At 67.7% G+C, this 11,959-nt stretch carries 15 protein-coding genes and 1 riboswitch; of the genes, 14 read left to right on the top strand and 1 reads right to left on the bottom strand.

The window, feature by feature from the left end:
* The first annotated feature begins 48 nt into the window (after positions 1 to 48).
* The 9 genes from rpe (at position 49) to hisF (ending at position 7,051) form a co-directional block, all read left to right on the top strand.
* The gene (rpe, locus tag AC1DIP_RS18925; RefSeq protein WP_477734698.1) at positions 49 to 726 is read left to right on the top strand and encodes a ribulose-phosphate 3-epimerase; all 678 of its coding nucleotides are present in this window, start codon (positions 49 to 51) and stop codon (positions 724 to 726) included.
* A gap of 39 nt (positions 727 to 765) precedes the next feature.
* Positions 766 to 914, top strand: a riboswitch (FMN riboswitch).
* Between the two features lie 170 nt (positions 915 to 1,084).
* Positions 1,085 to 2,224, top strand: a complete 1,140-nt coding sequence (gene ribD / locus AC1DIP_RS18930; RefSeq protein WP_477734677.1) for a bifunctional diaminohydroxyphosphoribosylaminopyrimidine deaminase/5-amino-6-(5-phosphoribosylamino)uracil reductase RibD — start codon at positions 1,085 to 1,087, stop codon at positions 2,222 to 2,224.
* Complete coding sequence (locus tag AC1DIP_RS18935) at positions 2,224 to 2,886, top strand: riboflavin synthase (RefSeq protein WP_477734678.1); 663 nt, start codon at positions 2,224 to 2,226, stop codon at positions 2,884 to 2,886. Before ribD ends, AC1DIP_RS18935 begins: the two co-directional genes overlap by 1 nt.
* Positions 2,887 to 2,966: 80 nt before the next feature.
* A complete protein-coding gene (gene ribB / locus AC1DIP_RS18940) occupies positions 2,967 to 3,656 on the top strand; it encodes a 3,4-dihydroxy-2-butanone-4-phosphate synthase (protein ID WP_477734699.1) in 690 nt (229 codons plus the stop codon).
* A complete protein-coding gene (ribA, locus tag AC1DIP_RS18945) occupies positions 3,653 to 4,387 on the top strand; it encodes a GTP cyclohydrolase II (RefSeq protein ID WP_476210685.1) in 735 nt (244 codons plus the stop codon). Before ribB ends, ribA begins: the two co-directional genes overlap by 4 nt.
* 33 nt (positions 4,388 to 4,420) lie before the next feature.
* On the top strand, positions 4,421 to 4,909 hold the full coding sequence (ribH, locus tag AC1DIP_RS18950; RefSeq protein WP_476210686.1) for a 6,7-dimethyl-8-ribityllumazine synthase: 489 nt from the start codon (positions 4,421 to 4,423) through the stop codon (positions 4,907 to 4,909).
* A 104-nt stretch (positions 4,910 to 5,013) separates the two neighbouring features.
* A complete protein-coding gene (locus AC1DIP_RS18955) occupies positions 5,014 to 5,277 on the top strand; it encodes a phosphoribosyl-ATP diphosphatase (protein ID WP_009358176.1) in 264 nt (87 codons plus the stop codon).
* 83 nt (positions 5,278 to 5,360) lie between these two features.
* Positions 5,361 to 6,221, top strand: a complete 861-nt coding sequence (hisG, locus tag AC1DIP_RS18960; RefSeq protein WP_477734679.1) for an ATP phosphoribosyltransferase — start codon at positions 5,361 to 5,363, stop codon at positions 6,219 to 6,221.
* A gap of 53 nt (positions 6,222 to 6,274) precedes the next feature.
* A complete protein-coding gene (gene hisF / locus AC1DIP_RS18965) occupies positions 6,275 to 7,051 on the top strand; it encodes an imidazole glycerol phosphate synthase subunit HisF (protein WP_476210693.1) in 777 nt (258 codons plus the stop codon).
* 73 nt (positions 7,052 to 7,124) lie between these two features.
* On the opposite strand, the gene AC1DIP_RS18970 is transcribed toward hisF, so the two are convergent.
* Entirely contained in the window at positions 7,125 to 7,769 is a 645-nt protein-coding gene (locus AC1DIP_RS18970; RefSeq protein WP_224025739.1) for a TIGR03085 family metal-binding protein, read from the bottom strand.
* A 112-nt stretch (positions 7,770 to 7,881) separates the two neighbouring features.
* Between AC1DIP_RS18970 and hisI the strand changes: the two genes are divergently transcribed.
* The 5 genes from hisI (at position 7,882) to trpC (ending at position 11,881) form a co-directional block, all read left to right on the top strand.
* On the top strand, positions 7,882 to 8,322 hold the full coding sequence (gene hisI / locus AC1DIP_RS18975; RefSeq protein WP_477734680.1) for a phosphoribosyl-AMP cyclohydrolase: 441 nt from the start codon (positions 7,882 to 7,884) through the stop codon (positions 8,320 to 8,322).
* A 112-nt stretch (positions 8,323 to 8,434) separates the two neighbouring features.
* Entirely contained in the window at positions 8,435 to 9,997 is a 1,563-nt protein-coding gene (locus AC1DIP_RS18980) for an anthranilate synthase component I (RefSeq protein ID WP_476210698.1), read from the top strand.
* Positions 9,997 to 10,668, top strand: coding sequence for a Trp biosynthesis-associated membrane protein (locus AC1DIP_RS18985; protein ID WP_477734681.1), 672 nt, complete (start codon positions 9,997 to 9,999; stop codon positions 10,666 to 10,668). The genes AC1DIP_RS18980 and AC1DIP_RS18985 overlap by 1 nt, the downstream gene beginning before the upstream one ends.
* Positions 10,669 to 10,772: 104 nt before the next feature.
* Positions 10,773 to 11,060, top strand: a complete 288-nt coding sequence (locus AC1DIP_RS18990; protein WP_141160741.1) for an HGxxPAAW family protein — start codon at positions 10,773 to 10,775, stop codon at positions 11,058 to 11,060.
* A complete protein-coding gene (gene trpC, locus AC1DIP_RS18995; RefSeq protein ID WP_477734682.1) occupies positions 11,060 to 11,881 on the top strand; it encodes an indole-3-glycerol phosphate synthase TrpC in 822 nt (273 codons plus the stop codon). Before AC1DIP_RS18990 ends, trpC begins: the two co-directional genes overlap by 1 nt.
* Positions 11,882 to 11,959: the final 78 nt, after the last annotated feature.

The following is an 11,959-nucleotide window of genomic DNA, read 5'->3' on the forward strand; positions in this document are numbered from 1 at the left end:
ACGTGATCCATGCCGTGGGACCAGAACAACCAGCGAAAGGCTTTTTCCGTGACGCAGTGCTGCATCAACCCGAGCATCCTCTCCGCCGACTTCGTCAACCTTGAGGCCGAACTGCAGCGGATCAGCAATGCCGACGCCGTGCACGTCGATGTCATGGACAACCACTTCGTTCCCAACCTGACCCTAGGGTTGCCCGTCGTGCAGCGGATCCAGGCCGTCAGCCCCGTGCCGCTCGACGCCCACCTGATGATCGCCGACGCGGACCGCTGGGCGCCTGGTTTCGCGGATGCCGGCGTGGCCTCCGTGACGTTCCATGCCGAAGCTTCCATTGCACCCATCAAGCTGGCGCGGGAACTGCGCAGCAGGGGAGCCAAAGCAGGGATGGCCCTGCGCCCGGCAACGGCAGTGGAACCGTACCTGGACATGCTGCCGGAACTGGACATGCTACTCATCATGACCGTGGAACCGGGGTTCGGCGGCCAGGCGTTCCTGGACATCACCCTGCCGAAGATCCGCAGGGCCCGGGCGGCCGTGGACGGCTCCGGACTGGGGGTGGCCATCCAGGTGGACGGCGGCATTACCGAAGAGACCATTGCCCGCGCCGCCGAAGCCGGGGCCAACGTCTTTGTCGCCGGTTCCGCCGTGTACGGCGCCGAGGATCCGTCCGCTGCCATCGACCTGCTGCGCGCCAAGGGCAGCCGGACATTACGTGCCGCGACGGAATAACCGGGAGGCCACCCGGGTTGTGGCACAATAACAACACACATACGTGCTCCGGGGTCGGTGTAAGTCCGAACCGGCGGTGACAGTCCGCGACCCGCGAGCCGGTGTCCTCCCAGGAGGATTCCGGCGGACGGTTGAACCGGTGGAATTCCGGTACCGACAGTTAAAGTCTGGATGAGAGAAGCACGTACAGCTGTATCTGCGCAGCCTTTGGGCTCCGCAGCGTTCTGCTGTCGTATCCCCGGAGCCATCGCGGTTCGACAGGGAAGGAACGACGCACAATGAACCCCCAGCGATGGCTCTTTAATGCCGCAAGTACTGCCGCTTCCAAGGCAGGCAACTCCTCCGCAGTGGCATCCGCATGACGGGCGCCGCGAAGCTCCAGCCGGACGCCGGCGTGGTCACAGCCTTCAGCGCCGCCGAAACCGGCGCCATGGAAGACGCCCTCGAGGCAGCTCTGGAAGGCCCCCGCGGCGCGAATCCCCTGGTGGGCGCCGTCGTCATTGGGCCTGACGGCCGCCAGCTGGTTTCCGGCCACCACCGCGGCGCCGGCACCGCACACGCCGAAGCCGACGCAATCGCGCAGGCCGCCGCCGTCGGACTGGATCTGTCCGGTTGCACCATGGTGGTCACGCTGGAACCCTGCAACCACGTGGGCCGCACGGGTCCCTGCACGGAAGCGATCATCGCCGCCGGAATCACGGACGTGGTGTACGCCGTGGATGACCCCCATGACCCTGCTGCCGGGGGAGCGGCGACGCTGCGCGCGGCAGGCGTCCGGGTCCGCAGCGGACTGGGCGCCGATGAAGCCCTGGACCTGAACCGCCAGTGGTTCGAGGCAGTCGCTGCCAAGCGGCCCTTCGTTACCCTCCATATCGCGCAGACCCTTGACGCCCGAATCGCCGCCGAAGACGGCACCAGCCAGTGGATCTCCAGCCCGGAGTCCCTGGCGGACAACCACGGGATCCGCAGCCGCATCGATGCCATCCTGGTGGGCACACAGACGGTGTTGGTGGATAACCCCCGGCTGACTGCCCGGGACGCCTCCGGCAACCCGGCGCCCAAGCAGCCCGTCCGTGCCGTCATGGGCCTGCGGGCCATCCCGGAGGACGCTGCAATCCATGGGGACGACGGCCTGGCCGTCCACCTCCCAACCCGTGATCCCCGCGAGGCACTGTCCATGCTGTACACGTCCGGGATCCGTCACGTCATGGTTGAGGGCGGATCCAGCATCCTGAGCTCCTTCCTGGCGGCCGGCCTGGTGGATGAACTCATCGTGTACCTGGCGCCCACCCTGCTGGGATCCGGCACCGCCGCACTGAACGGGCTGGGCATCACCAGCCTTCCCGACGCCCAGCAATGGGAATGGGACGCCTCCGACGGCGGCGCGGTCCGGACGCTGGGCCGGGACCTCAGGCTCCACCTCAGACCGCAACGCAAAGTTGCACTCGATTACCCACCATCCCGCGGCAGCGCGGACCAGGCCCAGGGAGGCTACTGATGTTCACCGGAATTATTGCCGAGCAGGGGCAGGTGCTGTCCGTTGAGCGCGACGGCAACACCAGCGCCACCGTGCGGCTGCACGCGCCCGCCTCGACCGACGGCCTCGCGCTGGGCGGCTCCATCGCCGTCAACGGGGTCTGCCTCACGGCAACCGCCATCGACGGCAGGGACTTCAGCGTCGACGTTATGGGGGAGACCCTGGTGCGGAGCACCATCGGCGAGCTCACCGCCGGCGACTCCGTGAACCTGGAACGGTGCGTCCCCGCAGGTGGCCGCCTGGACGGCCACGTGGTGCAAGGGCACGTGGACGGTGTAGGCGTCCTGCTGGAACGGGAGCCCCAGGGCAACTGGGAGCGGCTGCGGTTCGGCGTCCCCGCCAACCTGGCCCGGTACATTGCCGAGAAAGGCTCCATCGCCATCGACGGCGTCTCCCTCACGGTGACTGCCGTCAGCCCTGCCGCGGAGCAGGAACCCTGGTTCGAAGTGGGACTGATACCCACCACCCTCGCCGAAACCGGACTGGGCACCAAGACCACCGGCAGCCGGGTGAACCTGGAAGTGGACGTCCTGGCCAAATACACCGAACGGCTGCTGGCCTTCCGCGGCGCCGGAGCGCAAGCAAGCCACGACAAAGACGCCCTTGCGGGAGGTGCACTGTGAACGCAGCTGTCCGCCTGGCGCCCACCGTCGCGAATGATCCCGAAACCAACCAGCCGGTCACCGGTGGCCCCGCCACGGGCGTGGCGTCATCCGGACCCGCCCGGGTACTGGATTCCATCGAGGACGCCGTGCGCGCCATGGCTGCCGGGCGCCCGGTGCTGGTGGTCGACAACGAGGACCGCGAAAACGAAGGCGACATCATCTTCGCCGCCCAGCACGCCACTCCGGCGCTGATGGGCTGGACCATCCGGTACAGCTCCGGCGTGATCTGCGTGCCGCTGACGGGGGACCGCGCCGACGCACTGGCGCTGCCTCCCATGACGGCCGTCAACGAGGACGCCAAAGGCACCGCCTACACCGTCTCCTGTGATGCGGCGATCGGCGTCAGCACGGGAATCTCCGCCACGGACCGGGCCCTGACCGCCCGGATCCTGGCCGACCCGCAGGCTGGACCGGCGTCCGTGACCAGGCCGGGGCATATTTTCCCGCTCCGTGCAGTTAATGGTGGTGTGCGGGAACGCCAGGGCCACACCGAGGCCGCTGTGGACCTGTGCCGCCTTGCGGGCCTCGAGCCTGTCGGGGTGATCGCGGAAGTGGTGTACGACGACGGCGAAATGATGCGCCTGGACGGGCTCCGTTCGTTCGCAGCTGAACATGGGTGCCCCCTCATCTCCATCGAGGACCTGGTGGCGTATCTTGAAGCCGGGGCCGGGGGCGCCCCGGATGAGGATGCCCGGGTGGTCCCGGGTGGAGAAAAGGAGAAACGATGACGGCAGCGGCAGCCAGCGACGACAGCCAGCACAACGGCCACCGCAAGTCCCACGCGGTGTCCGGCGAGGCGCCCCATCCCGTCAGCGGAGGACCGGTAGTGCAACTGCCCACCGCCTTTGGCGACTTCGTGGCGCAGGCGTGGACCGACCTCGTGACCGGTGTGGAACACCTGGCCGTCAGCTCGCCCAATGCTCCCACCGACGGAAAAGCTCCCCTGGTCCGGCTGCACTCCGAGTGCCTGACCGGCGACGTCTTTGGTTCCTACCGGTGCGACTGCGGGGAACAGCTCGCCTTCGCGCTGGAGCTGATCCGGGACAATGGCGGAACGCTGCTCTACCTCCGCGGCCAGGAAGGCCGCGGCATCGGCCTGGCCAACAAGATCAAGGCCTACGCGCTGCAGGAAGCCGGCTTTGACACCGTAGAGGCCAACGAACAGCTGGGCCTTCCCGTTGATGCCCGCTGCTACAAGGCCGCGGCGCAGATCCTGGCGGAAATGGGGCTGCACGAGGTGCGGCTGCTGAGCAACAACCCGGATAAGCAGAACAGGCTGGCCAACGCCGGGGTGAAGGTCGTGGAAATGGTGCCCACCGAGGTCCCGTCCCGCGAACAGAACATCCGGTACCTGCGAACCAAGAAGGACCGCATGGAACACATGCTCCTGCTGGACACGCAGGCGGCGCCCGTTCCCGTGACCGCCCCCGAAACCCCCTACGACCACGAACAAGACTGACGTCTTTACGAACGAACGGAACACAACAAACCCATGAGCGGACACGGCGCCCCCGACATCGACCTCAGCACCCTCAACCCTGCTGAGACCTCACAGCTGAAGCTGGCAATCATCGCAGCCAGCTGGCACACCCAGATTATGGACGGACTCCTGGACGGCGCCCTGCGCGCTGCCAAGGATGCCGGCATCCCCGAGCCCACCGTGCTGCGCGTTCCGGGCAGCTTCGAGCTTCCGGTGGCAGCCGCACGCCTGGCACCGCACTTTGACGCCGTGGTTGCCCTCGGCGTCGTAATCCGCGGCGGAACCCCGCACTTCGACTACGTCTGCCAGGCTGCGACGTCGGGCCTCACCGACGTCAGCGTAGCCACCGGTGTGCCGGTGGGCTTCGGCGTGCTCACCTGCGACAACGAGCAGCAGGGGCTGGACCGCGCCGGGTTGCCCGGCTCCAAGGAGGACAAGGGCCACGAAGCCGTCACCGCGGCGCTGGCCACCGCCGTCGTCCTCAAGCAATACCGCAGCTAAGCCGCGGCGCGCCGCACGGGCGCGGTGTGTATTCCCTCACATCGCGCCCGTCATGCAACCGCCCGGGAAGCGCCGCCGCGTCCGCAGCAAGTAGGCTGGAGGGCGTGAAGAATTTCGAGACGCTGTTCGCTGAGCTCAGCGAGAAGGCAGCCACCCGCCCGGAAGGCTCCCGCACCGTCGCTGAATTGGAGTCCGGTGTTCACGGCATCGGCAAAAAAGTCGTTGAGGAAGCAGCCGAAGTCTGGATGGCTGCCGAATATGAATCCGATGAAGCTGCGGCCGAGGAAATCTCCCAGCTGTTGTACCACCTGCAGGTCCTGATGCTCGCCAAAGGCCTGACCCTGGAAGACGTTTACAAGCATCTGTAGCCACCGGTCCGGCGCCCTGCCGCCGGGCCCGCTGTGGCCTGCACTGCCTGAAACCAACCCTTCCACCCCAGAAAGAATTCCCCATGCTGCGAGTAGCCGTCCCCAACAAGGGCTCCCTGTCCGAAGCCGCCTCCGCCATGCTCTCCGAAGCCGGATACCGCCAGCGGCGCGACGGCCGCGAGCTGGTCATGGTGGACCCCGACAACGACATTGAGTTCTTCTTCCTCCGCCCCCGCGACATTGCGGTCTACGTCGGCCGGGGAACTCTCGACGTCGGCATCACCGGCCGCGACCTGCTGCTGGACGCCGAGGTGGAAGCCGAAGAGCTCCTGCCGCTGGGATTCGCCGCCTCCACGTTCCGTTTTGCCGGGCCGGTGGGCGATTTCAGCTCCGCCGCCGAACTCGAAGGAAAGCGCTTGGCCACCAGCTACGACGGCCTGCTGCGCAACTACCTGGCCGAACGCGGGATCAACGCCAAGGTGGTCCGGCTCGACGGCGCGGTGGAATCCTCCGTGCGCCTCGGCGTCGCGGACGCCATCGCCGACGTCGTGGAAACCGGCAACACCCTCAAGGCCGCCGGCATGGAAATCTTCGGCGAGCCCATCCTCAAATCCGAAGCTGTCCTCATCCGGCGCACCGGTGCCGGCGGGGAAGCCAACGGCACGGCCAAGGAGATCGAGGTCCTTATCCGGCGGCTCCAGGGTGTCCTGGTGGCGCGCCAGTACGTCCTGATGGACTACGACATCCGCAAGGAGCTCGTGGAGAAGGCCGCCAGCCTGACCCCCGGGCTTGAATCGCCCACGGTCTCCCCGCTGCGCGACTCCGACTGGGTGGCTGTCCGGTCCATGGTCCCCAAGAAGGAAACCAACCGGATCATGGACGAACTGTACGATCTGGGCGCCCGCGCCATCCTGGTCAGCAGCATCCACGCCTGCCGCATCTGATCCCCGTCTGATTACCGGCGACCCCCAGCAGCACTGAATCTCCAGGAGTACCCATGGCAGTAGCAGTCCGCGTCATTCCCTGCCTCGACGTCGACGCCGGGCGCGTCGTCAAGGGTGTCAACTTCGAGGGCCTCCGCGATGCCGGCGACCCCGTGGAACTCGCCCACCGCTACGACAACGCCGGCGCCGACGAACTGACCTTCCTCGACGTCACCGCGTCGTCCGGCAACCGGGAGACCACCTTCGACGTTGTCCGGCGCACCGCCGAGGAAGTCTTCATTCCGCTCACCGTTGGCGGCGGCGTCCGGGGCGTGGCCGAGGTGGACAAGCTCCTCCGCTACGGCGCGGACAAAGCCTCCATCAACACGGCAGCAGTGGCCCGCCCGGACGTCATCGACGAGATCACCCGGCACTTCGGCTCCCAGGTGCTGGTCCTGTCCGTTGACGCCCGCCGGACCCGGCCCGGATCGAAGCCCACGCCCTCGGGCTTCGAAGTGACCACCCACGGCGGCCGCACCGGCACCGGGATCGACGCCATCGAATGGGCCAGGGAAGCAGCCGACCGCGGCGTCGGGGAGATCCTGCTGAACTCCATCGATGCCGACGGCACCAAGGACGGCTTCGACCTCGAACTCATCAAGCTGGTCCGGGCCGCCGTCAGGGTACCGATCATCGCCTCCGGCGGTGCGGGGGAGCCGGCGCACTTTCCGCCCGCCGTCGCGGCCGGCGCGGACGCCGTCCTGGCTGCCTCAATCTTCCACTGGGGCCCGGACAACATGATGTCCCAGGTCAAGGACGCCATCCGCGAAGCAGGCTTCGAAGTCAGGTAGCAGCTGTGGCGCCAGCCGACTGTGCTTGAACCTGTCGAAAGGGGATTTCGACAGGCTTAATCACCGGGTTCCGTTACAGCCCTACTTCGGCTGACTGGAGGAGGGCGACGGCGTCGGGCTGGCCTTCGAAGGTGACCAGGGCGTGGCGGGTGCGGCCATGGGCGTGCATCAGCAGTTCGCCCGGCTCACCGACGATGGCTACGGAAACCGGTGCGCGCTTGGCGACGTGGCGGGGGCCGGAGGGCCGGACCAAGACAATGCCCAGGTCCACGCCGCGATAGAGGATGGCAGCGCGTTTGACCAGTTCGTCCCACAACGCATCCGAGTAGGCCTCGTCCAGTGCCCTGGGCGCCCACCGGTCCACGGCGCGCCGGACGTCCTCCGTGTGGACGAAGTACTCGATCAGGTTGGCGCTCTCGTCCAGCGCACGGATGCTCATCGGGGAGAGGGCAGGCGGCCCGGCGCGGAAGGTGTTCACCAGCCGGGCGTAGTCCTCGTTGGTGGTGAGCTTGGCGGCCAGCTTCGCGGTGGCCTGGTCGGAAGCCTTGGCCAGGCGCTTGATGATCAAACCGAGCCCGACGGCGGCCTTCCGCTCGCGCAGGTAAAGGTGCGCGGCAAGGTCCCTGGTACGCCAGCCCTTGCACAGCGTGGGCGCATCAGGGCCGGCCGCAAGCAGGGTTTCGGCCAGGACTTCTCGGGACGGTTCGACGAAATGCATCACTTGTGAAACTAGCACGAGTGGTGTGGAGATGGGCAGCACTGTGGCGGCCGGTGGCGTGCCGTTGTTCACAACAGGAGAACGGTCCGGCCGAGGCACTAGACTTGAGGCGATGTCTGAGCAGCCAACCCCCGTCCAAACCGCAGGATCCGCCGTGTCCCACGTGCCGGCGTCGTCCGTCGGATCCGCACCGGCGAGCCCGCTTCCCATGGAGGTGGCCGCCGCCCTGAAGCGGGATGGGGCGGGCCTGGTAGCCGCTGTTGTGCAGCAGTATGACACGAACGAAGTGCTCATGCTCGGCTGGATGGACGACGAAGCCCTGCACCGCACCATGACCACCGGACGCGTGACGTTCTACTCCCGCTCCCGCCAGGAGTACTGGCGCAAGGGGGACACCTCCGGACACGTCCAGTGGGTCAAATCCGTGGCCATGGACTGCGACGGCGACGCCCTCCTGGTGCGCGTCGACCAGGTAGGTGCCGCCTGCCACACCGGCACCCGGACCTGCTTCGACGGCAGGGACCTTGACGTCGTCGCAGGCCAGGCAGGCTAGGCGGAACACACGGCCCGGGCCGGCCCCCAGCCGGCCGGAGGCATCCCAGCAAAGCACATCCAAGGAACCGGCGACGCCGGGCCTTTCGAAGAACAGGCGGACAAGCACAGCCATGCAGGACCTCGGAACCATCAGCCCCAGCCTTGAGGAGTTCCGGGAACTCGCCGGCCACAGCCGCGTCATTCCCGTCCGGCTCAAGGTCCTCGCCGACGCCGAAACCCCCATCGGCCTGTACCGGAAGCTGGCCCAAGGGCAGCCCGGCACCTTCCTCATGGAATCTGCCGCCGTCGGCGGTGCCTGGTCGCGCTACTCCTTCATCGGTGCCAGGTCGCGGGCCACGCTGACCACCAAGGACGGCCAGGCGCACTGGCTGGGCGAGCCGCCCGCCGGGGTACCGGTCAGCGGCAGCCCGGTGGACGCCATCCGTGACACCATCGACGCCCTGCGAACGGACCGGTTCGAAGGGCTGCCGCCCTTCACGTCCGGCCTGGTGGGCTTCCTCGGCTGGGAAACCGTCCGGCACTGGGAGCGGCTGGTCAGCCCGCCGGAGGACGATCTGCACCTGCCGGAGATGGCCCTGAACCTGGTCACGGACATGGCCGTGCACGACAACGTTGACGGCACGGTCCTGCTCATCGCCAACGCCATCAACTTCGACAACAGCTCCGAGCGCGTCGATGAGGCCTGGCACGACGCCGTGGCCAGGGTCAAGGAACTCCTGGCAAGGATCAGCGCTCCCGTGGTGCAGCCCGTGTCCGTGCTGGCACCTGCCGCCCTGGACTTCGCCTCCAGCGTCCAGGAACGCTGGGACGAGGCCGAATACCTGGCAGCCCTGGACCGCGGCAAGGAAGCCATCGTCGACGGCGAAGTCTTCCAGGTGGTCATCTCGCGCCGCTTTGAGATGGAATGCAAGGCATCCGCCCTGGACGTCTACCGCGTGCTCCGCAACACCAACCCCAGCCCGTACATGTACATTTTCAGCCTCGAAGACGCCGAGGGCCGCGAATACTCCATCGTCGGGTCCTCCCCGGAGGCGCTGGTGACGGTCACGGGCGAGGAAGTCATCACCCACCCCATCGCCGGCTCCCGCCCCCGCGGCAAGACGGTCGAAGCGGACAAGGCGCTGGCCGAGGAACTGCTGGCCGACCAAAAAGAACGCGCCGAGCACCTGATGCTGGTGGACCTGTCCCGCAACGACCTCTCCAAGGTCTGCGTTGCCGGCACGGTGGATGTCACCCAGTTCATGGAGGTGGAGCGCTTCAGCCACATCATGCACCTGGTATCCACCGTGGTGGGGCGGCTCGCCCCGCAGGCCAAGGCCTACGACGTCCTGAAGGCCACGTTCCCGGCCGGCACCCTCTCCGGAGCCCCCAAGCCCAGGGCGCTGCGCCTCCTCGATGAACTGGAACCGCACCGACGCGGCATCTACGGCGGCGTGGTGGGCTACCTCGACTTCGCCGGCGACATGGACATGGCCATCGCCATCAGGTCCGCGCTGCTCCGGGAGGGGCGCGCCTACGTGCAGGCCGGGGGCGGCATCGTGGCAGACTCGGTGAACCCCACCGAGGCCATGGAAACGGTCAACAAGGCGGCCGCTCCGCTGCGCGCGGTCCACACCGCCGGATCCCTGCACAACATTTCGGCGGAATCCCTCCCCGGCGGGACTGATTCCTGATGCCTGATTCCGGAGCAGCGGTGGGCCCCGCAGGCAAGGCCGGCACAACCGGCGGTGCCGGCACGCCCGGGAAGGCACGCCGGACGCCCGTCTGGGCGCGCAAGTCCACGCTGGTGCTGCTGATCACGCTCCTCGCGCTGGCCGCCTTCGGCACCACCACCCAAACCTGGATGACAGCCACCCTCGACCCCAACCAGGTGGGCCAGGCCGGGGCCACGCAAAGCGCCATCCAGGTGCAGGGCAGCAAAGCCGCCACCACCGTGACGGCACTGGCACTGGTGGCGCTGGCCGGGGGGCTTGCCGCTGCCATCGCGGGCAGGATTGCCCGGTGGGTCATCACGGCCATCATCCTCCTTGCTGCAGCCGGGGTGGTCACCGCCGCAGCCATGGTCTTGGCGGATCCGCTCGCGGCGGCGCAGGGCACTATCGCAGGGGCCACCGGGATCTCCGGCAGCCAGGCACACGTTGAGCTCACCGCCTTTCCCGTGCTCGCCGTCGTCGCCGGCTGCCTGCTGGCCCTGGGCGCGCTGCTGATCCTGCCCGCCTCGCGTTACTGGAAGACGCGGACGAAATATGACGCACCCGGCGCCGCCGGGACCGTTGCAGCGGCAGGGCCGGTGGACGAGATCGACAGCTGGGACCGGCTTTCCCGCGGCGAGGACCCGACCTAAGGCCTTCGGCTGCCACCGCCGGCCGGGCGTCCAGTCCTGCGGTACGCGGGCGGCGGCCAAAAAATGGCAGAATGTAAGCAGTATCCACCCTGAGGAGATTTTCCATGAGCAAAGCACCTGCGTCCGTTTCCAAGTCCGGCACCCGACAGGTCGCCCCGGGCGCCATTGACCACAGCCAGGAACTTGGCCACGGCAACAGCCCGGCCGCATGGACCTGCGTTATCGTCATGCTCGTCGGCGCGCTCATCGCAGCCATTGCCTTCGTCATCGCCAGCACCCCCATCTTCATCGGCGGCGCCGTTGTCATGGTGATCGGCCTGATCCTTGGTTACGTCATGCGCAAGGCCGGCTACGGCGTCGAGGGCAGCAAGCTGAAGAACTCCGGCCACTGATGGCCACTGTTCTCGATGACATCAACGCCGGTGTCAGGGAGGATATGGACGCCAGGAAGCGCCTCGTTACCCTGGCTGAGCTGAAGGACCTGGCCCAGGCCGCGGCACCCGCCCGCGACGCCTGGGCAGCCCTCGGTGGAACCTCCCCAACCCGGGAACAGCTGAAAGTCATCGCCGAAATCAAGCGCCGCAGCCCCTCCAAGGGCGATCTCGCGAGCATCGGGGACCCGGCGTCGCTCGCCAGGCAGTACGCCGACGGCGGTGCCTCCGTCATCAGCGTCCTCACCGAGCAGCGCCGCTTCAACGGGTCCCTGGCCGACCTCGATGCCGTGCGCGCCGCCGTCGACATCCCGCTGCTGCGCAAGGACTTCACGCTCGACGAGTACCAGATCTGGGAAGCCCGTGCCCACGGCGCCGACCTCATCCTGCTCATCGTGGCGGCCTTGTCGGACGCCCAGCTCACCGAGTTCAGCGCCCTCAGCCGGGAGCTCGGCATGAACGTCCTGGTGGAGACGCACACGGAGGAGGAAATCGAGCGGGCCGTGGCGGCCAACGCCCGCATTATCGGCGTCAATGTACGCAACTTGAAGACGCTCGACGTCGACCGTTCCGTCTTTGCCTCGCTTGCCGGGATGATCCCCGCAGAGGCCGTGGTGGTGGCCGAGTCAGGTGTCCGGGATGCCGACGACGTGACGCAATACGCCGCCAGCGGCGCGAACGCCATCCTGGTGGGCGAAGCGCTGGTAAGCCACGCAACTCCCCGGGAACGCATCGCCGAGTTCACCGCTGCCGGCGCCGCCGCCATAGCTGCCCGCGCCTGAGGCACACAGCATTCATCCTGCGGGGCCGGCAGTTGGGGCCCCGCAGGGCAGGCACACATTTCCGGCCACCGGCCGGAG

This window comes from Pseudarthrobacter sp. 05T312 (assembly GCF_056396685.1).

What these genes read in the sequence shown, in the direction of transcription:
- hisG (WP_477734679.1), top strand. Translation starts at nt 5,361, where the DNA reads ATGCTGCGAGTAGCCGTCCCCAACAAGGGCTCCCTGTCCGAAGCCGCC.
- hisI (WP_477734680.1), top strand. Translation starts at nt 7,882, where the DNA reads ATGTCTGAGCAGCCAACCCCCGTCCAAACCGCAGGATCCGCCGTGTCC.
- ribD (WP_477734677.1), top strand. Translation starts at nt 1,085, where the DNA reads ATGACGGGCGCCGCGAAGCTCCAGCCGGACGCCGGCGTGGTCACAGCC.
- AC1DIP_RS18935 (WP_477734678.1), top strand. Translation starts at nt 2,224, where the DNA reads ATGTTCACCGGAATTATTGCCGAGCAGGGGCAGGTGCTGTCCGTTGAG.
- AC1DIP_RS18990 (WP_141160741.1), top strand. Translation starts at nt 10,773, where the DNA reads ATGAGCAAAGCACCTGCGTCCGTTTCCAAGTCCGGCACCCGACAGGTC.
- ribA (WP_476210685.1), top strand. Translation starts at nt 3,653, where the DNA reads ATGACGGCAGCGGCAGCCAGCGACGACAGCCAGCACAACGGCCACCGC.
- trpC (WP_477734682.1), top strand. Translation starts at nt 11,060, where the DNA reads ATGGCCACTGTTCTCGATGACATCAACGCCGGTGTCAGGGAGGATATG.
- AC1DIP_RS18985 (WP_477734681.1), top strand. Translation starts at nt 9,997, where the DNA reads ATGCCTGATTCCGGAGCAGCGGTGGGCCCCGCAGGCAAGGCCGGCACA.
- AC1DIP_RS18980 (WP_476210698.1), top strand. Translation starts at nt 8,435, where the DNA reads ATGCAGGACCTCGGAACCATCAGCCCCAGCCTTGAGGAGTTCCGGGAA.
- ribH (WP_476210686.1), top strand. Translation starts at nt 4,421, where the DNA reads ATGAGCGGACACGGCGCCCCCGACATCGACCTCAGCACCCTCAACCCT.
- AC1DIP_RS18970 (WP_224025739.1), bottom strand. Translation starts at nt 7,769, where the DNA reads ATGCATTTCGTCGAACCGTCCCGAGAAGTCCTGGCCGAAACCCTGCTT.
- hisF (WP_476210693.1), top strand. Translation starts at nt 6,275, where the DNA reads ATGGCAGTAGCAGTCCGCGTCATTCCCTGCCTCGACGTCGACGCCGGG.